The organism is Floridaenema flaviceps BLCC-F50 (assembly GCF_041929275.2).
GTDB lineage: Bacteria > Cyanobacteriota > Cyanobacteriia > Cyanobacteriales > Aerosakkonemataceae > Floridanema > Floridanema flaviceps.
The window spans coordinates 2,939,419-2,964,783 of the sequence record NZ_JBHFNR020000001.1 but is presented as its reverse complement, the minus strand read 5'-3'; the positions used below and the strand labels follow the sequence as shown (position 1 = coordinate 2,964,783).

At 40.9% G+C, this 25,365-nt stretch carries 21 protein-coding genes; 13 read left to right on the top strand and 8 right to left on the bottom strand.

Features of this window, described 5'->3' with window-relative positions:
- Positions 1–412 precede the first annotated feature (412 nt).
- Entirely contained in the window at positions 413–1,216 is an 804-nt protein-coding gene (locus ACE1CI_RS14275) for an RNA methyltransferase (RefSeq protein WP_413262775.1), read from the bottom strand.
- 137 nt (positions 1,217–1,353) lie between these two features.
- On the opposite strand from ACE1CI_RS14275, the gene ACE1CI_RS14270 reads away from it, so the two are divergent.
- Together ACE1CI_RS14270 and ACE1CI_RS14265 are read left to right on the top strand one after the other, a co-directional pair.
- Positions 1,354–1,506 carry a DUF2256 domain-containing protein gene (locus ACE1CI_RS14270; RefSeq protein ID WP_413262774.1) on the top strand — a complete coding sequence of 51 codons (153 nt, stop codon included), beginning with the start codon at positions 1,354–1,356 and terminating at the stop codon, positions 1,504–1,506.
- Positions 1,507–1,565: 59 nt separating this feature from the next.
- A complete protein-coding gene (locus tag ACE1CI_RS14265) occupies positions 1,566–2,522 on the top strand; it encodes an isoaspartyl peptidase/L-asparaginase (protein WP_413262773.1) in 957 nt (318 codons plus the stop codon).
- Between the two features lie 57 nt (positions 2,523–2,579).
- On the opposite strand, the gene ACE1CI_RS14260 is transcribed toward ACE1CI_RS14265, so the two are convergent.
- From ACE1CI_RS14260 to ACE1CI_RS14240, 5 genes are all read right to left on the bottom strand, one after another.
- A complete protein-coding gene (locus ACE1CI_RS14260; protein ID WP_413262772.1) occupies positions 2,580–3,002 on the bottom strand; it encodes a type II toxin-antitoxin system VapC family toxin in 423 nt (140 codons plus the stop codon).
- Positions 2,999–3,253 carry a FitA-like ribbon-helix-helix domain-containing protein gene (locus ACE1CI_RS14255; protein WP_413262771.1) on the bottom strand — a complete coding sequence of 85 codons (255 nt, stop codon included), beginning with the start codon at positions 3,251–3,253 and terminating at the stop codon, positions 2,999–3,001. Before ACE1CI_RS14255 ends, ACE1CI_RS14260 begins: the two co-directional genes overlap by 4 nt.
- A gap of 153 nt (positions 3,254–3,406) precedes the next feature.
- On the bottom strand, positions 3,407–4,777 hold the full coding sequence (gene glmU, locus ACE1CI_RS14250; RefSeq protein WP_413262770.1) for a bifunctional UDP-N-acetylglucosamine diphosphorylase/glucosamine-1-phosphate N-acetyltransferase GlmU: 1,371 nt from the start codon (positions 4,775–4,777) through the stop codon (positions 3,407–3,409).
- A 79-nt stretch (positions 4,778–4,856) separates the two neighbouring features.
- Positions 4,857–5,903: an HD-GYP domain-containing protein gene (locus ACE1CI_RS14245; protein WP_459564016.1), complete on the bottom strand. Its 1,047-nt coding sequence runs from the start codon at positions 5,901–5,903 to the stop codon at positions 4,857–4,859.
- Between the two features lie 284 nt (positions 5,904–6,187).
- A complete protein-coding gene (locus ACE1CI_RS14240) occupies positions 6,188–7,054 on the bottom strand; it encodes a tRNA (5-methylaminomethyl-2-thiouridine)(34)-methyltransferase MnmD (protein WP_413262768.1) in 867 nt (288 codons plus the stop codon).
- A 351-nt stretch (positions 7,055–7,405) separates the two neighbouring features.
- Here ACE1CI_RS14240 and ACE1CI_RS14235 point away from each other — a divergent pair, with 351 nt between their 5' ends.
- Together ACE1CI_RS14235 and ACE1CI_RS14230 are read left to right on the top strand one after the other, a co-directional pair.
- Positions 7,406–10,768, top strand: coding sequence for a PAS domain S-box protein (locus ACE1CI_RS14235; RefSeq protein ID WP_413262767.1), 3,363 nt, complete (start codon positions 7,406–7,408; stop codon positions 10,766–10,768).
- Between the two features lie 80 nt (positions 10,769–10,848).
- Positions 10,849–12,702: a two-component system response regulator gene (locus ACE1CI_RS14230; protein WP_413262766.1), complete on the top strand. Its 1,854-nt coding sequence runs from the start codon at positions 10,849–10,851 to the stop codon at positions 12,700–12,702.
- 93 nt (positions 12,703–12,795) lie between these two features.
- Here the strand turns inward: ACE1CI_RS14230 and ACE1CI_RS14225 are convergent, their stop codons facing one another.
- On the bottom strand, positions 12,796–13,905 hold the full coding sequence (locus ACE1CI_RS14225) for an acyltransferase family protein (RefSeq protein ID WP_413262765.1): 1,110 nt from the start codon (positions 13,903–13,905) through the stop codon (positions 12,796–12,798).
- Between the two features lie 112 nt (positions 13,906–14,017).
- Between ACE1CI_RS14225 and ACE1CI_RS14220 the strand changes: the two genes are divergently transcribed.
- Positions 14,018–15,328, top strand: coding sequence for a PQQ-dependent sugar dehydrogenase (locus ACE1CI_RS14220; RefSeq protein ID WP_459564015.1), 1,311 nt, complete (start codon positions 14,018–14,020; stop codon positions 15,326–15,328).
- A gap of 151 nt (positions 15,329–15,479) precedes the next feature.
- Positions 15,480–15,842, top strand: coding sequence for an S-adenosylmethionine decarboxylase (locus tag ACE1CI_RS14215; RefSeq protein ID WP_413262763.1), 363 nt, complete (start codon positions 15,480–15,482; stop codon positions 15,840–15,842).
- Between the two features lie 93 nt (positions 15,843–15,935).
- Here ACE1CI_RS14215 and ACE1CI_RS14210 read toward each other — a convergent pair whose 3' ends face one another.
- Entirely contained in the window at positions 15,936–16,619 is a 684-nt protein-coding gene (locus ACE1CI_RS14210) for a lecithin retinol acyltransferase family protein (RefSeq protein ID WP_413262762.1), read from the bottom strand.
- A gap of 222 nt (positions 16,620–16,841) precedes the next feature.
- Between ACE1CI_RS14210 and ACE1CI_RS14205 the strand changes: the two genes are divergently transcribed.
- The 7 genes from ACE1CI_RS14205 (at position 16,842) to ACE1CI_RS14175 (ending at position 25,285) form a co-directional block, all read left to right on the top strand.
- Entirely contained in the window at positions 16,842–17,582 is a 741-nt protein-coding gene (locus ACE1CI_RS14205; RefSeq protein WP_496615470.1) for a redoxin family protein, read from the top strand.
- 154 nt (positions 17,583–17,736) lie between these two features.
- Positions 17,737–18,186: a hypothetical protein gene (locus ACE1CI_RS14200; RefSeq protein ID WP_413262760.1), complete on the top strand. Its 450-nt coding sequence runs from the start codon at positions 17,737–17,739 to the stop codon at positions 18,184–18,186.
- Between the two features lie 169 nt (positions 18,187–18,355).
- On the top strand, positions 18,356–20,761 hold the full coding sequence (locus ACE1CI_RS14195; RefSeq protein ID WP_413262759.1) for a WD40 repeat domain-containing protein: 2,406 nt from the start codon (positions 18,356–18,358) through the stop codon (positions 20,759–20,761).
- A gap of 14 nt (positions 20,762–20,775) precedes the next feature.
- The gene (locus ACE1CI_RS14190; protein WP_413262758.1) at positions 20,776–21,387 is read left to right on the top strand and encodes a hypothetical protein; all 612 of its coding nucleotides are present in this window, start codon (positions 20,776–20,778) and stop codon (positions 21,385–21,387) included.
- Positions 21,388–21,504: 117 nt separating this feature from the next.
- Positions 21,505–22,173 (top strand): (2Fe-2S)-binding protein, encoded by a 669-nt coding sequence (locus ACE1CI_RS14185; RefSeq protein WP_459564014.1) that lies wholly within the window; start codon positions 21,505–21,507, stop codon positions 22,171–22,173.
- Complete coding sequence (locus tag ACE1CI_RS14180; RefSeq protein ID WP_413262756.1) at positions 22,170–23,165, top strand: FAD binding domain-containing protein; 996 nt, start codon at positions 22,170–22,172, stop codon at positions 23,163–23,165. Before ACE1CI_RS14185 ends, ACE1CI_RS14180 begins: the two co-directional genes overlap by 4 nt.
- Positions 23,162–25,285 carry a xanthine dehydrogenase family protein molybdopterin-binding subunit gene (locus ACE1CI_RS14175; RefSeq protein WP_413262755.1) on the top strand — a complete coding sequence of 708 codons (2,124 nt, stop codon included), beginning with the start codon at positions 23,162–23,164 and terminating at the stop codon, positions 25,283–25,285. The genes ACE1CI_RS14180 and ACE1CI_RS14175 overlap by 4 nt, the downstream gene beginning before the upstream one ends.
- Positions 25,286–25,365: the final 80 nt, after the last annotated feature.

Genomic DNA, 25,365 nt, shown 5'->3' with positions numbered 1-25,365 from the left:
GAAAATGCAGGCGATCGCTCCCACTATACAAAGTCTTTGGGAATGATGCTACCGAAAATCAATACAAAGGAAATTTACACCAAAATTGCCACCACTCGATAAGAATAATTACTGATTTTTTAACTTCTGTCAGGAGAAAGGAGACTGGGGACTGGGGGTTAGGGGGTAGGGGGTAGGGGGTAGGGCGAGCTTCATGTTCGGAGGAGAAAATAATTTGGTCGGGATTGAGATCTACCGAAGTCAGGCGAACATTGGAAGAATCATCAAGCATCTCTTTCCCCCCACCGTTCGGACTTCGGCGTGAGCGCTCAGTCGAACGCTGACCAAGACGGAAGCCTCCCCATCCCCCCATCTCCCCATCTGTTAAAATTTTTTGGCGACAATGAAGTAGCCCTGGGGTAGGGGGTAGGGGTTAGGGAAGAATTCCCTTGCTCCCCTGCTCCCCTGCTCCCCTGCTCCCCTGCTCCTCTGCCCCCCTGCCTAATGCCCATTCCATTTGGCTGATAATACCTTTGAGCATTGCTACTTCATTAGCAGAGGGTTGGGCGCGGTTGAATAGTAAGCGGAATTTTATCATGCGACTTTCTGCGGTGTGGGGGTAAAGATAGCCAATTTTTAAGAGTAAGGATTCTAATTGTTGATAGTAGCGATCTAAAGCATCTAAAGAGGCGGCTGTGTCTCCCTTGGTTTTTTCCTCTACCTCTGTCTGTGCTACTTCTTGGTTTTCTAAACAGTTTTGGTAAAGCTCGTAACAGCAAACTGCTACGGCTTGCGCCAAATTTAATGAGGGATAGGCTGGACTCGAAGGAATTTGCACAAATCTTTGGGCGTATTTTAAATCTTCGTTGGATAAGCCTTTGTCTTCGGGCCCAAAAATTAAGGCGGATGAGTCGGCACCAAATAACCAGGGTAAGGCTGTACGGGGGTTTTCTGGGATGACGGATAAGTGACGGGAACGGGCAGAAGTGGCGATCGCTCGAAGGCAACCAACCAATGCTTCTGGTATGCTCTGGACTATCCTCGCCGCTTCCAGCACATCCAAAGCGTGTAATGCCATTTTCCGCGCCTCTTCCCCCAATGGGTCACATTGCGGTTCTACCAGTACTAACTGAGTTAACCCCATGTTTTTCATCACACGCGCCACAGAACCCACGTTTAATGCTCCCAAGGGTCTAACTAAAACTATCTTGATTCCGGCTAAGGCTGTTTCATCCATATTCAATGTTTTGGTTTTGGGGACTAGGGATTGGTGATTGGGAGTTGGGATTTTTCAGCAAAAGTACGGGAGATGCCAGCAATGGAATTCCTTAAAATTGGGAAGAGCAATGTATTATAAAACATCGTTAAATTAATATGGCGAAGCAGCGTTCTAAATCTGACTTACCAACAAAAATTTGTCCAGTGTGTGAAAGACCTTTTGCTTGGCGTAAAAAATGGGCCGATTGCTGGGATGATGTGAAGTATTGCTCGGAACGTTGTCGTCGTCGTCGCACACAAGCTTTGTAAAGATTGAACCGCTCCAGGCACAGAGAACACAGAGGAAGAATTTAGAGAGGTTAATTGTAATGTCAGCACAGCAGGTGCAACCTAAACTTATTATTCATGGCGGCGCGGGAAGTTCTCTCAAGGGTAAGGGAGGAGTCGAGGTTGTCCGCAAGTCTCTTTTTAGGGTGTTGGAGGAAGTTTACCCGATGCTGTTGGGGGGCGCAAGTGCTACCGCAGCTGTGGTTCGTGGGTGTCGTTTGTTGGAGGATGATCCCCGTTTTAATGCTGGTACTGGTTCGGTTTTACAATCAGATGGTCAAATTCGCATGAGTGCGTCTTTGATGAATGGTGCAATGCAGCGGTTTAGCGGTGTGATTAATGTTTCTCGCGTGCAGAATCCGGTTTTATTGGCTGAGGCTTTACAAGCTTCTGACGATCGCGTACTCTCAGATTTTGGTTCGGCTGAACTTCTGCGCGAGTTGCAACTTCCCATTTATAACCCTTTGACTGATATCCGTTTACAAGAGTGGATGCAAGAACGGGATGAGAATTTTGTCAAGGAAGCTGCGGGAGTTGTGGCGGAAAAGGCTTTAGTTGATAGTGAGGCGGGACGTGGCACTATTGGCGTGGTAGCTATTGATAGTGAGGGAAATGTCGCTGCGGGAACTTCTACTGGTGGTAAGGGTTTTGAACGCATCGGAAGAGTCAGTGATTCGGCTATGCCTGCGGGTAATTATGCCACGAATCAAGCGGCTATTAGTTGTACTGGTATTGGTGAAGATATCATTGATGAATGTTTGGCAGCAAAAATTGTGATTCGGGTAACTGATGGTTTGTCTTTGCTTCAGGCGTTTGAGAAGTCTTTTGCTGAAGGTGCAAAGAATAAGCGCGATTTTGGAGCGATCGGGATCGATCGCTCTGGTACAATTGCCTGGGGTAAAACTAGCCAAGTTCTCTTAGCTGCCTATCACACTGGCGAAAGAATCGGTGATACTTTGGAATGGTCTGGAACTAATCTTACAGATTCTATTTCCTAAATTTAATTGATTAACTAATTAATTAACAAATGGTGGGCATTGCCCACTTTTTTTGTGCTAATTCAAATTTTCAATCCAACAAACTTGAGAAAAAAGTGTATCTCTCGAAAGCGAATTATAAAATCTTTCATCTGCTGTTACCATTTGACATTGATTGGTCACAGCTAAGGCAAGATAAACACAATCATAAACAGCTTGGTCAATTCGCACCGCAATTTCTAACGCTAAAGGCATTAAAGACTGCGATGAGTAAACTTGCCAAGGTAATAAAGAGAGTACTGCTAAATTATTTTTAGCTTCTTCTAAACTTATGTCATTTCGTCGCACCCGTTTCCATAAAATATTACCTATTTCAGAAAAGAAGAAATCCGGGACTAACAATTCAAAATTACTGTTTCGCAACCGCAAGGCTGCTTCTGAGTGAATTTCTGGTAAAACTAACTTTATGGCAACATTGGCATCAACTACAATTTTTGTCAACGATTTCTATCCTCTCGTAAAAGCTCCACGCTATCACTAAAAATTTTACCTGCATAACGCTGCCGAGCTTCATCAATTTTTGACCAAGCTTGAGAAATATTAATCTCTCTTTTTTCTACTGCGTCTGTTTCTGCTGCTTGGGCGAGAATAGTTTTGATTTCATCTTCTAAACTGCGGTTATGCTTTTGCGCTAAATTGCGGATTTTTTCTAAAACATCTGGATGAATATTGTCTAGAACTATTTGAGTCATATTGCCTCCGAAATAAGTGATGAGTTTTGAATTTTGAGTTGGTAATTAATTATTTTAGCTTAAAACTTTTTCAGGGCGGGTGAGAGTTGTTAATTCTTCTATTTTGTCTAGAAGCTTATCTGCTCTCACCCGCCCCTACAAACTCAAAATTAATTAACTTTTTTCGCTGTCTTGATTAGTTTTTAACCGCCAACCTGGTTTGACTACTTGACGGGAACGAGCTATAACTAAACTATCATCGGGTACGTTTTCGGTGACGGTGGAACCTGCGGCTATAGTCACATCTGAACCGATATTTATGGGGGCGACTAATACGCTGTTGGAACCTGTTTTGGTGCGATCGCCAATTACAGTTTTATGTTTTTTCACTCCATCATAATTAGCGGTAATTGTTCCCGCACCAATATTCACTCTTTCGCCTAATGTGGCATCTCCTAAATAAGACAAATGAGCCACATTCGTCTTATTTCCCAACTTGGTATTTTTTAATTCCACAAAGTTCCCCAGTCGGCAATTTTCCCCGACAGTTACATTACCGCGCAAATGAGTATAAGGGCCAATTGTGGTGCCTGATTGGACTACACTACCTGAAATTACTGAATAAAGCGCAGTCACATTTTCGCCAATTTGACTATTTTCAATTAAGCAACCAGGGCCAATTCTACTACCCGTTCCTATAACAGTTTTTCCTCGTAAATGTGTTTGGGGTTCAATTATTACGTCGGGTTGTAATTCTACGGTGTCGTCAATTGTTGTACTATCAGGATCTATTAAAGTTACACCAGCAGTCATCCAAAAATCTTTAACTCTGTCTTGCAAAATTTGATGGGCTACTGCTAATTGTTTGCGATCGTTAATGCCGATAATTTCCTCATAATCTTCCACATCGACTGCCATAACTGGCATCAGTGCATTTACGGCATCCGTTAAATAATATTCGTTTTGGTTGTTGTCAGCTTTTAAATTTGGTAATATCTTGGCTAGATCGAGCCAATGGAAACAGTAAACTCCGGCATTAATCCGGTTATTTTGCTTTTGTGCTGCGCTACAATCTCGGTCTTCCACTATTTGTTGAATGATGTTTTGCCCATTACAAAATACCCGTCCATACCCCTTGGGATTAGGTAAATGGGCAGTCAACAAAGTGGCGGAATTTTTATTTTGTTTGTGAGTTTCGATTAAATGTTTAATTGTTTGGGGGCGCAATAAAGGTACATCGCCATTTAAAACTAATAAATCCCCTGAGAAATCCTCTAACTGAGGTAATAATTGCTGAATAGCGTGACCTGTTCCCAGTTGTTCTTTTTGTTCGACAAATTCTAAGCCTGGAATATTGTTGAGGGCGGTTTTTACTTTCTCTGCTTCGTAACCAAGAATGACGATGCGCCTGATGGGGTTAATTTCCAGACAACTTTGAATTACTCTTTCTACGAGGGAACGTCCACCCAAGGGATGTAATACTTTGGGTAGTTGCGATTTCATCCGCGTGCCACGTCCCGCCGCTAAGATTGCTACTGCTACCATTGTTTGAACACAGAGTCTACAAATACCGCAGTATACCTTGCTTCGTACCCACTATGTATATTGAATTACCCAAAGGATTTTATGATAGAGAAGAGGTTTTTTTCAGTTGCGTATAAGTAATAAAGTCGATAAATTGCTCGACTAACTGGGGATTTCGCCAACCTTTAGCTGTTTCTTCGTGAATAATTTTGAGGGCTTCTTCGATCGAAAATGCTTTTTTATAAGGTCGTTCGCTAGTCAAGGCATCGTAGATATCGATGATTTGAAACACCTGTGCTAGGTAGGGAATTTGATTTCCAGATAACTTGTCTGGGTAGCCGCTGCCGTCCCAGCGTTCGTGGTGATGGCGGATAATGGGAAGAACGCCGTGCATGGTTCGCAGGGGTTGGCAAATTTTTTCGCCAATCAGAACGTGCTGATTCATGATTAGCCGTTCTTCTTCGGTGAATTGACCTTTTTTGAGTAATACAGCATCGGGAATGCCGACTTTGCCGATATCGTGGAGATATCCGCCCCACATTAAGTCGCGAATTTCGGAACGAGAAAGTCCCAGGAAAGTCCCGAAGGTTTTGCCCATTGCGGCTAGTCTTTCGCAGTGGTCGCCTGTGTTGGGGTCGCGACTTTCAATGGCTCTAGCGATCGAAAATACTACTTGTTCGGCGTGGTCTAAGTCTTCGTTTAAGCGTTTTTGACGTACTAGTGATTTGACACGGGCTGCTAGTTCTAGGCGATCGAATGGCTTGGTGAGAAAGTCGTCTCCTCCGGCTTCTATGCCCCGAATGCGCGAGCGGCGATCGTTAAGTGCCGTAATAAAAATTACTGGAACTAGTCGAGTTTGTTCGTCTTGCTTTAACTTATGACAAACCTCGAACCCATCCATTCCAGGCATCATCACATCCAGCAAAATTACATCGGGTTGTCTTTCCACTACTGTAATTAATGCTGCTGGGCCATTTTCTGCTTCCAATACTTCGTAGCCTTCTACTGCGAGAAGGGCGGCTGCTGTCATCCGGCTAGCAGCATGATCGTCAACAACCAGGACTTTTGGCTGATCTAAATTGAAGCCATTTCCCGTTGAGGATGTGGTGTCTAGAGCACTGACTGCACCGAATGAATCAACAGCTATATCAAAACGAGGACTCACGGCCACTTTCGCCTTCCTAAATCTATAAGGATTACGTAAAAACAGATTTTTTTATCACGTACTTTACTTTAAGAGCAAGTCACCATTCATACAAATGATAACTTAAAGAAGATTTTCTCCTTGATGGGGATCGCTATCAATACTAACTATAACTATAGGAAAATATATTTCCTGATTTCCAGCAGTGAGACAAAACTTTAGGTTTTGTGATTTAAGTCACAAATTTTCGGCTCTTGGGGATCGCAGATCGGGACGGATGCAATAGCTTAAGTCAATAGCCAGCGTTTTTTCCAGTGAGAGGTGGGTTCTAGGGAGGAAGTTTGTTGTTCTAAGTGGCGACGGTGCAAAATTATATCGGCTCGATCGCATAAATTCGGATCTCGGTAGGGAACGGCGGCGCGAGTTTGCAGGTGTTCTTGTTCTTGCTGGGATAGGGGGGGTAAGTCTTTTGCGCTCTCGCTGGCGAGAGTACCTGGGGAACGTCTACCCACAGGTGTTGTCGCCCCAATTTTTAATCCAGCTGCATTAAGCGCACTCCTAACAGCAGCGGAACAGGAATAGGTGGCAAGTTTACCTTCTGGCTTCAGGTGTTTGGCTACTTTTCCTAAAAATTCTACCGTCCAAAGTTGGGGACAATTGGGTGGGGAAAAGGGGTCAAGAAAGATTGCGTCTGCTTGCCAACGGGGGGGTAGTTGTTGGATAGTGGAACGAGCGTCGCCAATTAGTAAGGTGGCTTTGAGGTTTTCGGTTTGGATTTGGCGCTGGCTGACTAGTTGACTGAGAATTTGGGGAATAGGCTCAGGCCAATTATTCATCAACTCATAAGCAAAAGCAGCTGCGGGGACTGTGGCATCTAATTCCAAGGCGAATATTTCTACCTGACAATAGGGATTGATTTGCCAAATTGCTTTTAGTGCTGCTGCGGTATTATACCCTAAACCATAACAGATGTCTAGTAATTGCAATTTAGGTTTTTCCGCTTGCTGTGTTAACTGTAATGGTTGGACAAACTTGGCTTCGGCTTCTTGAATTGCACCACTTTGGCTGTGAAAGGTTTCGCCAAATTCATCTGAAAAAAAGGTAAAAGAACCATCATCTGTAAGTTGGGGAAGGAAGAAATTTTGCTCTGGCATTGATGATTTGTTAAGTTATGGCTATGGATAATTATTAATCTATAAGCAATCTTAATTTCATAAACCAAATGATATTTTAAATACATTAAAAAAAATAAATCTGTGTGTGGTTAAGTAAATTTTTCTATATTTTATTTTTGAAGAAGGTATTTAATAACACATATACTGAGATAGATTTAGATTGAAAAAAATCAAAAAAGTTTTAGAATATGGAACATACTAACTAAACAACAGAAATTAGCTAAAGTCTATAAAATATGTCTTAAGCATGGTGTGGTAAAAATGGAGTTGTGCATTAAAAGTGACGATGAACAGTCTCTCATAGCTGGGAAAAAGTTTAAAAATTAAAAAATGTGGGAAATAATTAAGAATTTTACTTCACCAAGCCAGTTTATTCCTCATGGGCATTGCTATTTGTGGAAACCGCAACTGGTTGGGTTACACTTAGTTAGCGATTTGTTGATAGCGATCGCCTATTTTTCTATTCCATCGCTGCTAATTTACTTTGTCTGTAAACGAAAAGACGTTCCCTTCCTTAAAGTATTTTTTTTATTTAGCGCCTTTATTATTCTTTGCGGTTTAGGTCACTTGCTGGAAGTTTGGACCTTGTGGCATCCAGCTTACTGGCTGACAGGAATAGAGAATGCTTTAACAGCTTTTGTATCATGTTATACAGCAATGCAAATGGTAAATTTGCTACCGCAGTTTTTGGCATTACAAACGCCGGAACAGCTAGAAGCATTGAATTTAGAATTACAAAGAGAGATTATAGAACGACAAAAAGCAGAGTTTGCTTTGCGACAGGCTTATGAAGAGTTAGAAATTCGCGTCCAAGAACGGACATTTGAGTTAACAGCAGCTAATATGGCGCTGGAAACAGAAATTAAAGAAAGAGTTGCGGCTGAGTTAGCTTTAAGAGAAAGTGAAGCTCGTTTAAAGACAAATAAAGATTTTTTAGACCGGGTACTTAACGCATTGTCCGATCCGATTTTTGTCAAAGACAAACAACATTGTTGGACAATGATGAATGATGCTTTTTGCCAATTAATGGGTCATAGTCGGGAAGAGTTAATCGGAAAGTCAGATTACGATTTTTTATCTCCGGCAGAAGCCACAGTTTTTTGGCAATATGATGACTTAGTTTTTAGTAGTGGAACTGAGCAGGAAACGGAAGAAGAAATAACTGATAATTTAGGCAATGTTCACACGCTTTTAACTAAAAAAATAGCTTTTCGGGATGAGAAAGATGAGCAAGTTTTAGTGGGAATTATCCGGGATATTAGCGATCGCAAACGTGCCGAATTAGCTTTACAGCGACAAGCAGCAGCAATGGCAGCGGTAAATGATGGAATTGCGATCGTTGATGCCGAGGATAGATACGTTTATTTAAATGAAGCTTATGTGCGAATATATGGCTACGAAAATGAGCGAGACTTACTGGGGACAAATTGGCGGAATCTTTACGAAAAAAGCGAATTAAAGCGAATAGAAAGAGAGCTTAGTTCTGAGTTTGCTAAAACTGGCAATTGTCGCATAGAAGCTACAGGAAGACGTAAAAATGGTAGCTTCTTCCCCCAAGAAAAAAGTATGACGAAAATTGATGAAAACTCATCAGTTTGTGTAGTGCGAGATATTAGTGAGCGCAAAAAAGTAGAGTCAACTTTGCGAGAAATAGCCGATCGAGAAAGAGCGATCGCCAGAGTAATTCAAAGAATGCGCCAAACCCTAGATATTAAACAAATTTTTAGCGCCACAACTCAAGAATTACGCCAAGCTGTGCAGTGCGATCGGGTACTTGTTTATCGCTTTAATTCTAATTGGAGTGGAGAACTTGTTGCCGAATCAGTAGCAGCCGGATGGGATTTATTAGTTGAATCACAGCAACCAGTCTTAACAAAAGCGGCTGTTGGTACAGAAGATTGCGCCGTAAAAGCTTTAGATAGTGTTGATAACCAAATTCAAGATACTTACTTGCAAGAAAACCAAGGAGGAATTTATCGCAGTGGCACTAGTTACCGTTGTGTCACAGATATTTACACCGCTAATTTTGACGATTGTTATTTAGAATTATTAGAGAAACTGCAAGCCAGAGCATATATTATCGTGCCGATATTTTGTGGTAATCAATTATGGGGATTATTAGCAATTTACCAAAATTCTGCTCCCCGACAATGGCAAGAAGCAGAAATTAAAATGGTTGTGCAAATCGGCAATCAATTAGGAGTAGCTTTACAGCAAGCAGAATTATTAGCCAAAACTCAACAACAGTCAGTTGAACTAATGAAAGCCAAAGAAGCTGCTGATGCTGCTAACCGTGCTAAAAGCGAATTTTTGGCTAATATGAGTCACGAATTACGCACACCATTAAACGCAATTCTTGGGTTTACCCAAGTAATGAACCGCGATCGAACTTTAGCAACTGAGCATCAAGAATCTTTGGGAATTATCAGCCGGAGTGGAGAACATTTACTGGAATTAATTAACGAAATTCTGGAGATGTCCAAAATTGAAGCAGGACGAGTCACCCTCAATGAAAATAGCTTTGACTTACATTGTCTGCTTGATAACTTAGAAGAAATGTTTAAATTGAAAGCAGAGTCTAAGCAATTAAAACTTACCTTTGAGTATAATTCCCAAGTGCCACATTACATTAAAACTGATGAAGCTAAACTGCGACAAGTTTTAATTAATTTGCTGAGTAATGCGATTAAATTTACCCAAGTTGGCAGTGTTACCTTGCGCGTAGAGATGGAAAATAATTCTCCTACAGAATTAGAAACCGCGCAATTATTCTTTGAAGTTTCTGATACTGGCTCAGGTATTGCAGCTAATGAATTAACTAAATTATTTACTCCCTTTGCTCAAACCACAAGTGGTTTGAATTCGGGTACAGGAACAGGTTTAGGCTTATCCATTAGTCAAAGATTTGTGGAAATAATGGGAGGTAAAATTGTTGTTAGCAGTGAACTTGGTTTCGGCGCAAAATTTAGCTTTAAGATTCCAGTGAAGATTGCTCAATCTACTCAGAAACAGAGAATCAATTCAGACAAGAGAAAAATTATTGGAATAGCTCCAAATCAACCAACTTATCGAATTTTAGTGGTTGAAGATAAATTAAATAATCGATTATTGTTAATCAAATTGCTGACTTCTTTAGGTTTTGCAGTGCAGGAAGCTGAAAATGGTCAACAAGCTTTGGCTATGTGGGAAGTTTGGGAACCACATTTAATTTTGATGGATATGCGAATGCCTGTAATGAATGGCTATGAAGCTACCAGACAGATTAAAAAGCATTTGCATGGTCAAGCAACCGTGATTATTGCTCTGACTGCTAGTGCTTTTGAAGAGGATCGAAAAGTTATTTTATCTACTGGATGTGATGATTTTGTCCGTAAACCTTTTCAGGAACAAGAGTTACTAGAAAAAATATCTAACCATTTGGGTATAAAATATGTTTATGAACAGGAAGGAATCAAGGATGCAGTGGTACCAGTCAAGGATGATTCTATAATTTCATGCTTGCAAATGATGCCAATTGAGTGGAAAGAAAATCTATATTATGCAGCTGCCCAAGGAAGTGATAATTTAATTTTGGAATTAATTAAGCAAATTCCTCATGAAATATCTGTTTTGAGTGATGCCTTGAGTAATTTAGTAGAAAACTTTCAATTTGAGCAAATTATGGCGTTAATGCTAAAAATTAGCAAGAGTTAAAATAGTAACTTGAGAAAGTAAAATGATTGAGAGATATAGTAAAGGTAAATCCGCATTTTTCGGAAAAAAGGCAATAAGTCATGAATGTTGACGTAGAATTGACCAAACAAGCAGTAGAAAATCAAAAAGAAGATATATTAATTGTTGACGATACAGCAGAAAATTTACGTCTACTTTCATCATTTTTGGTAAATGAAGGTTATAATGTGCGGAAGGCGCTGACTGGACAAATGGCGCTAACGGCGATGGATACAGTTTTACCAGACTTGATTTTGCTGGATATTATGATGCCAGTGATGGATGGATATGAAGTATGTGAAAAGCTGAAATCTAATCCGAAAACTGCGGAAATTCCGGTGATTTTTTTAAGTGCTTTAAATGATGCTTTTGATAAGGTAAAAGCTTTTACGGTAGGTGGTGCTGATTATATTACTAAACCTTTTCAATTTGAAGAAGTTTTAGCCAGAGTTCGCATTCAACTAGCCCTAAAAGCGGCAAAGCAGCAAAATCAAAAACTGAATGCAGAACTAGAAGCTAGAGTAAAAGAACGTACTTATCAGTTACAAGCAGTAATTGAAGAGTTAAAACGCGAAATTCAAGAACGTAAGTTGCTGCAAACAAAACTGCTGAATATGGCGCTCCATGATGCGCTGACAGGATTACCGAATCGAGCTTTTTTTATGGAGCAACTGGTGGAACTGCTAAATGTTGCTCAAGAAAATCCTGATTATCAATTTGCTGTCTTGTTTTTGGATTGCGATCGCTTTAAAGTGATTAATGATTCTCTAGGTCATTTAGTAGGAGATGAACTTTTAATCGCTTTAACTCATAGATTAAGAGGAATTTTAAGTTCAGAAAATACGATCGCACGATTTGGCGGCGATGAATTCGCTATTCTCCTCAAAGAAATTGATAATATTAACAATGTAACTCAAGTAGCAGATCAAATACTGAAAGCCTTTTCATTTCCCTTTGAATTAAAAAGAAACGAAGTTTTTATTAATGCTAGTATCGGTGTTGCTTTAGGTAATCATAGTTACGAACAAGCCGAACATATACTGAGGGATGCCGACACCGCTATGTATCGGGCAAAAACATTAGGCAAAGGACAATATCACGTTTTCGATCCGACAATGCACGCCGCCGCAATGCAAGCTTTACAGTTAGAAAATGACTTGCGAAAAGCGATTAAACAAGAAGAATTTGTCGTGCATTATCAACCAATAATTTCCCTTTGCACGGGTAAAATTACCGGATTTGAAGCCTTAGTTCGCTGGCAACACCCCACCAGAGGAATAGTTCCCCCAGCTTTGTTTATTCCCATAGCCGAAGAAACAGGCTTAATCAACTCAATTGGTAAAATAGTATTGTCACAAGCTTGCCATCAAGTACAACAATGGCATCAGGAAAAACTTATAGATGAATCTATTTTCATGAGTGTTAATATTTCTGCTAAACAATTTGCCCAACTTGACATAGTGGAACAAATTGAGCAAATTATGGCGGAAGCTCAAATAAATCCGCAAAATCTTAAATTGGAAATCACAGAAAGTGCATTTATCAATAATGCTCAATCCGCCAAAGCAATTTTGCAAGAGTTACGCCAAAGAAGAATTCAATTAAGTATTGATGACTTTGGTACAGGATATTCTTCTTTAAGTTACCTGCATAATTTCCCAGTTGATACACTGAAAGTAGACCGCTCTTTTGTCAGTAAATTAGATGGAACTTTAGAAAGTTTAGGATTAATTCCTGCTATTAAGAAAATTGCCGAAACTATGAAAATGAGCGTAGTAGCAGAAGGGATTGAAACTGAAAAACAACTGGCACAATTGCGCGAGTTAAACTGTGAATTTGGGCAAGGATACCTTTTTGCTAAACCTTTACCGAAGAAAGAAGCAACTGAGCTACTCGCTGCTTCTCCCTGTTGGTAAGAAAGGCAGAAGGCAGAAGGCAGAAGGCAGAAGGTAAGAAAGGCAGAAGGCAAAAATTTTACTTGTCCCCTTGTCGCTGCATTCTGCTTTTTGTTAAACTTTGAAAAACCAATTTTTATAGTACATTAAATAGGCAACTGCCCACCAAAATAATAAAGTTATTAAGGCGAATAATAAAGAACCATTCATTTCGCCTGCCCAAGATGCAAATAAATTTTGGTAAATCAAATCGTAGAGACTGATGGCAGTTTTGCCTGTGCCTATTTGAATTTTTGCCATTAATTTTAAGCCTAAGACTGAAGCTACAAAAATGAAAATTGCGTTTAATCCTAGAATTTCAAATGGCTTTCCCCAACGGCGTAATTCGCGCACTTCAATTAATTGGTAACAGGCGGCTAATAATACTATTGCCCATCCAGAGGTAAACAGCACATAAGAACTTGTCCATAGCTTTTTATTGATAGGAAATAATAATCCCCAATTCCAACCACTGAACAGACAAATAATGCCGATCGATGCTAAGTTTATGCTGGTGCGCGTGCTGGGAATTTGTTTACGTAACCACTTGCCTGTCAAGTAACCTGAAAGCACTGTTGCTACGGCTGGTAAAGTGCTAAATAATCCTTCTGGATCTCCCATTGAGTTGTAACCATCTCCTTTATAAAGATGGGCTGTTGTGATGATTAGGCGATCGATCCACGCCCCAAAATTTCCCTCTCTAGTTAACACACCTGCACCATAATTAGGAACAGGAATTAAAGTCATTGTTGCCCAATAACCAAAGAGTAAAATTGCTGTTAGCACCCATAAACCTTTTTTGGGTAATTTAAGAATTGCTAAAGCTGCTAATAGATAAGCTAGGGCAATTCGCTGTAACACGCCCATAATTCTGATTGTACTAAAGTCGTAATTCCAAAAGCCATTGAGCAATAAACCTAAAGCAAAAAGGATGATACTCCGGCGAAAAATCCGCCTATAGACTGATGCTGTGATGTGCTTTCCATTGCTGTATTTAGAGAGCGAAAAAGACATCGCCACACCGACGATAAATAAGAAAAAGGGAAACACTAAATCTGCTAAAGTATAGCCATTCCAGTCAGTGTGACTTAAAAAAGGATATACTTTTCCTAGACTCGCTGTGTTGACTAGGATCATACCTGCGATCGCAATACCTCGAAACACATCCAGAGAGGTTAAACGCATCTGTAACAATTCCCTTTCTTGAGCTAATCTTTTTCAGGTTCTCATACTTTAGGATATTTTTAGAAAAATTAAATTCTTTCTCAGCAACTTAGATTAATTAAGGTTTGATATGATGAAATTCAGTAAACTTTTGCTATTAACATCTTTAATAACCACTACAACAGCTTGCAACTTTTCCGCCAACTCTGGGGAAACTCCCTCATCAAAACAAACCAAACCAGTAGCTAACAAAACAGTACAAACTCAAAACTTTTCTCCCCAACCTATCCGCATTAACATTAACTCTTTACCCAAACCTTTTGCCACCCAAAGCGCCTCTAAATCTCCCCAAGTAGTCGCCATTCCCGCTAATCCAAGTTTGCGAGTTCCTAATGGTTTTGTGGTCAATGTTTTTGCCGAAAATCTCAACGCGCCTCGTTGGTTAGCATTAACTCCCAACGGCGAAGTATTAGTAACAGAAACTCCCGCAAATCGCATTCTCCTATTAAAAGATACCAACGGCGACGGCGTAGCAGATGTGCGAAAAAATTTCGCCACTGCACAAAATGGATTAAATATACCCTTTGGCATGGCTTTTGCTGGAAACAACTTTTTTCTGGGTAATAGTGGCGAAGTTCTCCGCTTTCCTTATCAAAAAGGTCAGCAGGAAATTCAAGGAAAAGGACAAAAAATTACCGACCTAACTCCCGGAGGTTATCGACAACATTGGACTCGCAATGTCGTTGCTTCTCCTGATGGTAAAAAGTTGTATGTTTCTATTGGTTCCCGTTCTAATGTAGATGTGGAAGAATTACCAAGAGCATCAATTCAAGTGATGAATTTGGATGGTTCAAATCGCCAAACTTTTGCTTTTGGTTTGCGAAATCCTGTAGGTTTAGATTTTCATCCCCAAACCAAAGAACTTTACACAACTGTTAATGAAAGAGATGGAATTGGTGATGATTTAGTTCCAGATTTTTTAACTCGCATTCGCCAAGGAGAATTTTATGGTTGGCCTTTTGCTTATTTGACACCCAATAGACTTGACCCTCGCAGAACTACAAATGGTAAAAGCGAAAGACCTGATTTAGCCGCTAAAACTCAAACCCCCGATGTACTTTTTCAAGCTCATTCTGCCGCTTTGGGGCTAAAATTTTATAATGGAAACACTTTCCCCCAAAAGTATCGCAACGGTGCATTTGTAGCTTTTCGTGGTTCTTGGAATCGCGGTCAAGGAACAGGCTATAAAATAGTATTTGTTCCTTTTAATAATGGTCGTCCAGTTGGTCATTATGAAGATTTTGTCACTGGGTTTTTACTCAATCCAAATGTACCAACCGTTTGGGGTCGTCCTGTAGGAGTGTTAGTGCTTCCTGATGGCAGCTTACTATTTACAGAAGAGGTGAATAATCGTATTTATCGAGTGCAATATCGAGGGAGTTAATAGTCACTCAACTTGGGTCAATTAACATTTTAGAGGCTATTTTATTGCTCCCTGATTCGTAGTCAAAATAATAGAGGGTAAATTATAGGTAATTTATAGCAACCGCCTTGGCAGTTGCTATAATTTGTTCTGGAATTCAAGGAAAAATTTCATGAAAAATTTAGCTCCCCATATCTTTCGACAGCGATTGCTCATCGAAGGATTTTATACAATACAAATGAGCCAAGAAATCTTAGAAAAATATCTTCTTAATTTAGCGGAACATCTTAATCTTCGCACCTACAGTAACCCAATTGTTTTTTCCCCTGCATCTGGGATGGGACGAGATGAAAATGCCGGATTTGATGCCTTCGTCCCATTAATTGATTCTGGAATTTCAGCTTATATTTGGAGTAGTGCTAAGTTTTTCTCGATAGTGATTTACACTTGCAAGGGTTTTGATGAACAGATGGCAATTGAATTTACCCGCAAATCATTGGCAGTATCCGGTGAAATAGCTAGTCAATCATTCTGATATTTGTGTGGTAGAGTAAACGAGAAATAAACAGGCGTTCTATACATTTTCCCGAACGCCTAATACTAAATCCGGTTAGCTACCCCATTAAAACTATATTTGTTGGTTATCTCGCTGCTTTTCAATCAGATCTTGAGTCATTTTGGCTAACTTTTGCAACATTTCTTCTTGTTGCATAGCTTGTTGTTTATACTTTTGTTTTTTTTGTAATGCTGCTCTGGCTAAATCTTCTCGGTTTCGCTTTAAAGCTTCTTTAGCTACTTTTTCCCAATCATTAATTTCTTTAAGATTTTGAGTATATTGAGGTTGTATGTTATCCCAAGTAGTTCGGATTTGAGAAAGAGCTTCATTAACTAACCGACTAGATTCATCTTGATTAGCATCTTTTAAAGAACGTTTCATAGGTTCAGATAAAGTATCTACATCGATATAACGTAACATGGGAATAAAATCTACTACCTGTTGACTGAAGCTAATTCCAGTTTTACACCAAGTAGCAAAATGTTCGCAGTTGTTAAAAAGTAAGTTATACTTTCTCTCTCCTAAACGACTTTCGGCGCGATGCACAACCACATCGGGAATGAAGGAAACTTCGTATTTTTTGACATAAATTATGCCACCTTGAGAGAGAGTTTCTAAAGAGGTGCGTTCAATTATTTCGCTAGGTTTGCGATAATGAATAGCTGTACCATCGCCGCAGTCAATACCATGATGTTCGTAAACGCCTTTAATGTTGATAAAGTGTCTCATGGCATAGATTTGATCGCCTCGCGCCATAGATTTTCGCCTTTAGTATTTACACATTGCAGCTAAGTATAACTCACCTTAATTATACAGAAAGATTTTGGCATTTTTTAAATTAAAGTGATGAGCAACAACTGTTTTTGTTTTAGAGTTGTAGTAATTGTGCGCGATCGCATTAATGTCTTCTTAACAAATAATCATTGACCAAATCGTGTTATTATCAACAAAACCTAACCAAATCAGGAGATAGGAATAATGTTGAAAAGCCGAGAAGGGGAAAGAGTTCCCAATGTAACTTTTAGAACTCGTAAAGATGGTCAATGGTTGAATATAACCACTGATGAGTTATTTGCAGGGAAAACAGTTGTGGTTTTTGCTCTTCCCGGTGCTTTTACTCCCACTTGTTCTTCCACTCACGTTCCTGGTTACAATGAACTGTATTCAACTTTCCAAAAAAATGGGGTAGATGATATTATCTGTATCTCGGTAAATGACCCATTTGTAATGGAAGAGTGGCAGAAAGATCAACGCGCAGAAAATATCAAATTCATTCCCGATGGTAATGGAGAATTTACTGAAGGAATGGGAATGTTAGTAGATAAAAGTGATTTAGGTTTTGGTAAAAGGTCTTGGCGTTACTCTATGTTAGTCAAAGATGGAGTAATCGAAAAGATGTTTATTGAACCGGAAGTAGAAGGCGATCCTTTTGAAGTTTCTGATGCAGAAACTATGTTGAGATACATCAACCCAGAAGCAGCGAAACCTCAGTTAGTTTCCCTGTTTACCAAAGTTGGTTGTCCTTTCTGTGCTCGTGCTAAAGCTGCTTTGAAAGACAGGGGAATCGCTTTTGAAGAAATTGTTTTAGGCAAAGATATAACTACCCGTTCTTTGCAAACCGTGACTGGTGCAAAAACTGTGCCACAAGTATTTTTTGACGGAAAATTGATTGGTGGATCGGAAGCTTTAGCTGAGTATTTAAGCTCTCAAAATCTGTAATTTACAACAATTGCCGCAACAATAAGTTGGAAAATTTTACTTTTAATGTTGACTGTGGTTGGCGAAATATTGATGCTAGCAACAGTCAATATTTTTTTAGGTTTTTCTGCTGGTTATTGTTTATAATTTAAGAAAAAATGTTAGGCTAATAGGCATGAATAAACTGTTAGATGCTACTCTTTCAATCCAAGTAGGTCAATCTCTGAAGAAGTTGGCTAAAAATGCCTTTGAAAATGCTTATAAAGCGGCACTACTGCATCCTACTTGCACTTATGTCCAAGGGTTTTTAGTTGTGGCGGGAGAAGGTTTACCACCGATCGAACATAGCTGGATCGAGTTGGATAATAATGTTGTCGATCCATCCTTTACCCTTTGGGATAAGAAGGCGGAGGAACTATATTATTTTCCAGCACATTGTTTGACTGTGAAGCAACTAATAGCCGCAGTCGAAGAAGCGAAGGAAGATTATCCAGAAGATAACCCTCTTCCGGTTTATGGTGCAATGCCTTACGAGTATTACGGTGAGGTGATGTTAGGTGGTAAAGATTACCAAGATGCCTATGAAGCAGCATTGGCATTTTCTCAAGAAATCAATGTCAAGTAAACCGGAAATTAGTATTTTTTGATTGCTTTGGAGTCAGGAAGAAGCGATAATTTTTCCTGTTAACTTATCCTTAACCAAGATGGTACAGTTAAAAGCTATGATTGAGAAAGTTTGCCCGATTATAGGGAATAATTTTAAGTTGATTATACAATAAATTGGAGAGGAATTTATGGAACTGGAGCTAGGTTTACAGTTACTAGTCCAGGGTTTACCAGCGATCGCACAAATATTCACAGCCTTACAAGAGGAACGATTAGCAGTAATTAAGCACGAACAAGCTAAAGAATTTAACCAGTTTAAATCTCAGCAAGAAGGGGAAAACTCTCCCGAAAATCGCAATTTGCAAAAGTGGCGACGAGAACAGGAAATAGCAGCTTATCATCGAGAAACAGTTTTACAATTAGTAGATGCCGGACGAGAAATTGCCCAAAAGTACCCGGAACACCAGAAATTTATTGATAATTGGCCTTTAAAATTACTGCCTTCTCAATTTTTAACTAATCCGCCGAATAATGCACCGAAGCCTTTACGCATCTTCCTCGCGCCAATCAAGATTCAAGGTAACGATATTGAACTGGAAAAAATAGCCAACTGGGAAATAAATTTGGCGCAAAGTTTAAGAGAATTTATTTGTCAAAACTATCCTTTAACCAGTCCACAAACACCTGTTGAATTTATCGCTAAAGCCTGGAAAAATCAGGAATTTGAGCAAGAAACTAGCATCAAAGCTTTATTTGAAGTCCTGAAATTTGAACCAACTTTGATTTTTGAATTAGAAATCATTGGCAAGCATTTAAATTTGCGGATCGCTTACTGGGGTATTGCTGAACCTACATATTCTTACCAAACAATTATTTCTCATTTTCCTTATCTGGAAATGGTTTATACGGAGACTAAAAAACGTGCTTTGCAATGGCGAGAAACTGCAAGTAAATTATTAGCTGCTGGGGTTAGTTTAGCAGAAATTCAGGAATTGGGTGGGGATAATGTCAAGAATTTAGAAATTTTAGAAAAAGAGTCTAAGTGGCAGCAAATTGGTATTGTTACTAAAGATTTAAATCTGCAATATCAATACAATGAAGAAGATTTGCAAAGCTTATTTCAATGGCTAATTAGTTATCATTGCTTTTTGGCTGGTTGTCTTGCCGATTTGCATCATTTAATCAATTATAAAACTCCGCCCAAATTCCCGGAGTTATTGCCAAAAATTACGCAAGATTTTAGCCAAGAGTCTCCAGAAAAATTACTGAAATTTTGTATTTCATTTTACAATAATCTGTTTAGTAAATGGGAAGATGAAGACCCCGATCGCGTTTTAGAATCAACGGTAAACCTGGCTAAGAGTTTAACTGTTTTAGCTGATAAATATTGGGCGACAGAACAAATTAATTATGCAATCAAATTTTGGTTGAAGCAGAAGCAAATACCTACACATGAAAGTAATGTTTCCTTAGAAACTGTACGATCGTTAATTACCGTCGAAGACCGCAATTTTTTAGAAAATATTAAAGCTTGCTTACTAGCAATAGGTGATGAATCTTGTCTTAAACAAGTATGTCGCTTGTTAACGGTATTAGAAAATTTAAGCAGCAAAACTTCAGGAATAGAGAAAAGCCAAACAAGCTTAATTAAGATTCCCAATAATCTGAGTGCAATTACCAAAATTCGGGATGATTTGAAAGTAGATAACATTTCGATTATTCATACTTTAAATGGACATTCGGGAAAAGCTTCTTCGGTGGCTGTGAGTCATGATGGGAGTACTTTGGCGAGTGGCGGGGATGATAATACTATTAAGTTGTGGCATTTAGGAACTGGGGAATTATTGCAGACTTTAAATGGTAATTCTGGCAGAGTTTTAGCCATTAATGTTAGTCCTGATGGACAAATTTTAGCAAGTAGTCATCGGACTAGCGATCGCAGTTGTATCAAAATTTGGCAATTACAAACTGGCGAATTAATCCGCACTTTAACAGGACATAATAAATGGATTTATTCTTTAGCTATTAGTCCTGATGGAAAAACGCTGATTAGTGGTAGTCACAAAATCAAAACTTGGCAGTTAGAAACTGGGGAACCTTTACATAGTATTACCGGACATAAAAAGTGTGTTTATTCCTTAGCTATTAGTCCTGATGGGGAGAAATTTGCTAGTAGTGGAGGAGATAAAACGGTAAAAGTTTGGCATCTGCAAAGTGGGGAATTAATTCATAATTTAGAAGGACACTTTGATTGGGTGCGATCGGTAGTAATTAGCCCTGACGGTGAGATGTTGGCTAGTGGTAGCGATGACAATACTATTAAACTTTGGAACTTACAAACTGGAAAACTTTTGCGAACTTTAATCGGTCATTCTGATTGGGTTTTGTCCTTAGCTTTTAGTCCTGATGGTCAAACTTTGATTAGCGGCAGTAAGGATAATACAATTAGATTATGGCATTTAGAAACAGGTAAATTATTAGGTAATTTAACCGGACATAAAAAATGGGTTTATTCCTTGGCTGTTAGTCCAGATGGACAGACTTTTGCTAGTGGAAGTGAGGATAAAACCGTTAAGATTTGGCGGGCTTTGTGAGGTTTAATTTAAATATGCCCTACAGTCAATTTAATTTGAGTAAGGTTAAAGAAGATTTTAATTTGTCAACTGTCGAAGGAACTAGGTTTTTCCCTGTTGATGTTGAACGAATTCCGCCTAGTTCAAGATTGATGGGAATTTTAGAGGAATTACCTTGGGCGATCGCAGTTGACACCGAAAAAGCGCGTTCTGAAGTAATTATTAATCCCGTTTTGTTGGAAGTGCGACGCATTATGAATCAGAAAATTAGCTTGTTTTCCGGTGAAGAATTTAATGTCGATGTTGCTGCTGGACTTAATGGCGTATGCGACTTTTTGATTAGTCTTTCTCCCGAACAACTTGTGGTAGAAGCACCTGCTGTGATTATTGTTGAGGCGAAAAAGTCCGATCTTAAGTCAGGAATAGGACAATGTATTGCGGAAATGATCGCTGCCCAAAAGTTTAATCAAGCGAAAAATCAACCAATAAAAACGATTTACGGGACTGTTTCTAGCGGTACACAATGGCGATTTTTAAAATTAGAGGAAAAGACGGTAACAATCGATCTTACCGATTACCCTTTACCGCCTGTGGAACAAATTTTAGGGTTTTTAGTTTGGATGGTCAAGGGTTCAGGGGAGCAATAAAACTCTCAGATTGTTATTAGATATCTCCAATAAAGAATCTCAAAGGCAGGCAGGATGCCTACCCCACAAGAATTATTGGAGATGTCTATTGTTTATAGAGAGTCTAATTGATTAGCGATCGCTGCCCCGAAAATCCTACATAATGTTAATGTTGCTGAGGGTCAAGAAATGTTAACCGATTCCCTGCAAGACGGCAAAGCCGAACGCGATTTTCCCATGCAAGGGGAAACCCCTGTTACGCTTACCATCAATGGACAGTCTCAGACTGTTTCGATTGAACCGCGTGTTACGTTGTTGGATGTATTACGGGAAAGGTTAGGACTGACAGGCACGAAAAAAGGTTGCGATCATGGTCAATGTGGTGCTTGTACGGTGCTGATCGATGGCGATCGAGTTTATTCCTGTCTTTCCCTTGCCATTATGCAGGAAGGGCGATCGATTACCACGATCGAAGGTTTGGCGAAAGGCGAACAACTGCATCCCGTGCAAGCGGCATTTATTGAAAATGATGGTTTCCAGTGTGGATATTGTACACCGGGGCAAATCTGTGCATCGGTTGCTCTACTGGAGGAAGTTAATCGCGGTTGTGCTAGTGCTCTGACAGCTGATTTAACCAATCCACCGCAACTGGCAAACCTTTCAGAAACAGAAATTAAAGAACGACTCAGCGGTAATCTCTGTCGCTGTAGTGCTTATAACGGTATTGTGGCAGCTGTGCAACAAGCAGCAGGACAAACTCCGCCTTCTCCGGCGGCGACAATGCTGGTGCAGGAGGTGGCAGGATGAAGAATTTTGCTTATGTTCGGGCTACCTCGGCTGAAGATGCTGTGCAGCGATCGCAAACTACGCAAAATACCCAGTTTATTGCCGGGGGAACTAACCTGATCGATCGCCTAAAAGTATTCCTCGATCGACCAGATCGACTGATCGATGTCTCTCGTTTAGATTTGAAACAAATCGAAGCTACAACAGAGGGAGGCATTCGCATCGGCGCACTAGCAACTAATACAGCTGTTGCCGATCATCCTCAGATTCGCCGTGATTATCCCCTGTTATCTCGCGCCATTTTGTCGGGAGCATCCCAACAAATTCGCAACATGGCAACCGTCGGTGGTAATTTATTACAACGCACTCGTTGTCCCTACTACTACGACACCGTATTTGCTTGTAATAAAAGACAACCGGGAAGTGGTTGTGCAGCACTTCCGGGAATCAATCGAATGCACGCGATTTTAGGAGCTAGCGATAGTTGCATTGCCGTTCATCCCTCCGATATGTGCGTTGCATTGGCAGCGTTGGATGCAGTGGTGGAAGTGGAAAGCAGCAAAGGACGGCGACAGATTCCGTTTAATGATTTTCATCGTTTACCAGGTGATGCGCCGGAACGGGATAGTAATTTGGAATCTGGGGAACTGATTACGGCTGTGATTTTACCACCTTTACCCTTTGGGAAAACGGGAGTTTATTTGAAGTTGCGCGATCGAGCTTCCTATTCCTTTGCCTTGATTTCGGTGGCAACTGCGATCGATCTAGCTGGAGAAACCATCCGGGATGCTCGTTTAGCCTTGGGTGGAGTCGCCCATAAACCTTGGCGAGTTCCCGAAGCCGAAACTTTCCTCAAAGGTAAACCCGCTACAGTTGAGACATTCCAACAAGTAGCAGAGATTGTGTTGCAGGGAGCAAAACCGCTAACTCACAACAGTTTCAAAGTAAACATGGCAAAACGAGCAATCAAACGGGCACTCACCATTTCAGCACAGGGCGGAGGTGTAGCATGAACAAGGTGATCGGTACTGCGGTTAACCGTAAAGATGGGCTGGCTAAGGTGACAGGAAAAGCCACCTACGCTGCTGAACAACAGATTCCAGGGTTAGTGTATGGATATTTGGTGACATCTGCGATCGCTAAAGGAAGGATTCGATCGATCTCCACCCAAGCAGCCGAAACAGCCCCAGGAGCGATCGCCGTCTTTACCCACCAAAACGCCCCCAAGATCTTCAAACCTACCAATAACTTTATCAACAGCAAAGTCTACGAAGCCCGTCTGCCCCTTTCTGATGACCAGATACATTATGCCGGACAGATTATTGGGTTGGTAGTAGCGGATACCTTTGAACGAGCGCGGGATGCCGCCCAACAGCTGCAAGTAGAGTATGAGGTGGAAACACCATTGGTTGATGCTGCCAAAGGTACTTATAAGCCTGCGATCGCTATATTTGGCGAAGATATGGTGTTTGAGAAAGGGGAATTTTCCAGGGGAACAGAGGGAACAGAAATCGCAGGAGCAACTGTAGAAGCAACCTACACCACTTCTACAGAACTTCATGTTCCTATGGAACCCCATGCTATTATTGCTCAGTGGCAAGGACAAGAAGCGCTGACGGTATACGAAGGCTCTCAGTGGGTGATGGCATCCCAGCGCACTTACGCCGAACTATTTGGCATTCCCGCAGAAAAGGTGCGGATTGTTACTCCCTACATCGGTGGCGCATTTGGTTGTAAAGCATTCCCTTGGCCCCACAGCATATTGTGTGCTGCCGTTGCACGTCAAATACAGCGTCCGCTCAAGGTAGTGGTGAGCCGTCGCCAGATGACTGCTAACACAGGGCATCGATCGGAAACGGAGCAAACTTTAAGGCTGAGTGCGACAAAAGATGGGAACTTAGAAGCGATCGTCCACACCGTTAAGTCCGTTACCTCTCCCGTCGATGAGTTTAGCGAACCCTGCATCAACATCACCCCAGTCATGTACAGCACGCCCAATATGCAGCTGAACCAGACCGTTGCTGCATTAAACCTTGGCACTCCCACATTTATGCGGGGACCGGGAGAAACCCCTGGAATGTGGGCAATGGAATCAGCAATGGATGAACTGGCATGGAAACTTAACCTCGATCCAGTGGAACTGCGACTCCAGAATGAAACTAAAACCCACCTACGGAACAACCTCCCCTTTTCTTCCAAGCATTTTGCCGACTGCCTCAAAGAGGGAGCCAAACGCTTCGGTTGGGAAAATCGTCCTCAACCCCGCACTCTCACCCGCGAAGGTAAATTAATAGGATGGGGAATGGCAGCGGCAACCTTTCCAGCTTTGCGGGGAAACGCCTCAGTTAAGGTGAGATTGTTACCCGATGGACGAGTAAATGTATTGACATCAGCCAATGACATGGGAACTGGAGCCTATACCCTCGTAGCAATTATGACTGCGGAAACTTTGGGGGTGTCGATCGACAGAGTGAGCGTAGAAATTGGTGATTCCCTATTCCCTGATGGTGGCTTAGCTGGGGGATCGCAAATGACTGCTTCCCTTGCGCCTGCTGTGCAAGAAGCCTGTGAGAACTTGCTCAAGTCCGGGAATTTTGCGACTACAGCAGAGGCGCTCAAGGAGTTACAAAGCTCTGGAAAAGCCGCCTTGGAAGCTACCGGATCGTCTGCGCCTAATGAAGAGGGGAAAAAGTGGGCATTTCAATCTTGGGGTGCCCATTTTTGTGAAGTGGCGATCGATGAAGAAATAGGACGGCTACGGGTAACGCGCTGGGTATCGGTGATGGACGTTGGGCAGGTAATCAATGCCAAAGCTGCTGCCAGTCAGATTCGAGGCGGCGTAATCATGGGCATTGGGGAAGCACTGATGGAAGAATGCGTTTTCGATCCTAATACAGGAAATCCCGTAGTCTATGACTTAGCAACCTACCACTATCCCAGCCATGCCGACATTCCCCGCATTGACGTAACATTTGTCGGTAAACCGGATCTAACATTTAATCCCTTGGGCGTTCGCGGTGCTGGTGAAATTGGCATTACCGGGGTTGCTGCTGCTGTTGCTAATGCAATCTACCACGCAACAGGCAAACGGTTCCGCAGTTTACCAATTACTCCTGACAAATTAATAGCATAGTCGTGAGTGCAGGGGAGATGGGGAGATGGGGAGATGGGGGGATGGGGGGATGGGGGGAGGATTTTTTAGGTTCCAACTAA

Bases quoted from the DNA above. Each gene is read 5' to 3' on its own strand.
- ACE1CI_RS14205 (WP_496615470.1), top strand. From the start codon at position 16,842: ATGTTGAAAAGCCGAGAAGGGGAAAGAGTTCCCAATGTAACTTTTAGA.
- ACE1CI_RS14195 (WP_413262759.1), top strand. From the start codon at position 18,356: ATGGAACTGGAGCTAGGTTTACAGTTACTAGTCCAGGGTTTACCAGCG.
- ACE1CI_RS14215 (WP_413262763.1), top strand. From the start codon at position 15,480: ATGAAAAATTTAGCTCCCCATATCTTTCGACAGCGATTGCTCATCGAA.
- glmU (WP_413262770.1), bottom strand. From the start codon at position 4,777: ATGGTAGCAGTAGCAATCTTAGCGGCGGGACGTGGCACGCGGATGAAA.
- ACE1CI_RS14220 (WP_459564015.1), top strand. From the start codon at position 14,018: ATGAAATTCAGTAAACTTTTGCTATTAACATCTTTAATAACCACTACA.
- ACE1CI_RS14235 (WP_413262767.1), top strand. From the start codon at position 7,406: ATGTGGGAAATAATTAAGAATTTTACTTCACCAAGCCAGTTTATTCCT.
- ACE1CI_RS14200 (WP_413262760.1), top strand. From the start codon at position 17,737: ATGAATAAACTGTTAGATGCTACTCTTTCAATCCAAGTAGGTCAATCT.
- ACE1CI_RS14180 (WP_413262756.1), top strand. From the start codon at position 22,170: ATGAAGAATTTTGCTTATGTTCGGGCTACCTCGGCTGAAGATGCTGTG.
- ACE1CI_RS14175 (WP_413262755.1), top strand. From the start codon at position 23,162: ATGAACAAGGTGATCGGTACTGCGGTTAACCGTAAAGATGGGCTGGCT.
- ACE1CI_RS14225 (WP_413262765.1), bottom strand. From the start codon at position 13,905: ATGCGTTTAACCTCTCTGGATGTGTTTCGAGGTATTGCGATCGCAGGT.
- ACE1CI_RS14255 (WP_413262771.1), bottom strand. From the start codon at position 3,253: ATGACTCAAATAGTTCTAGACAATATTCATCCAGATGTTTTAGAAAAA.
- ACE1CI_RS14265 (WP_413262773.1), top strand. From the start codon at position 1,566: ATGTCAGCACAGCAGGTGCAACCTAAACTTATTATTCATGGCGGCGCG.
- ACE1CI_RS14240 (WP_413262768.1), bottom strand. From the start codon at position 7,054: ATGCCAGAGCAAAATTTCTTCCTTCCCCAACTTACAGATGATGGTTCT.
- ACE1CI_RS14190 (WP_413262758.1), top strand. From the start codon at position 20,776: ATGCCCTACAGTCAATTTAATTTGAGTAAGGTTAAAGAAGATTTTAAT.
- ACE1CI_RS14275 (WP_413262775.1), bottom strand. From the start codon at position 1,216: ATGGATGAAACAGCCTTAGCCGGAATCAAGATAGTTTTAGTTAGACCC.
- ACE1CI_RS14230 (WP_413262766.1), top strand. From the start codon at position 10,849: ATGAATGTTGACGTAGAATTGACCAAACAAGCAGTAGAAAATCAAAAA.
- ACE1CI_RS14210 (WP_413262762.1), bottom strand. From the start codon at position 16,619: ATGGCGCGAGGCGATCAAATCTATGCCATGAGACACTTTATCAACATT.
- ACE1CI_RS14270 (WP_413262774.1), top strand. From the start codon at position 1,354: ATGGCGAAGCAGCGTTCTAAATCTGACTTACCAACAAAAATTTGTCCA.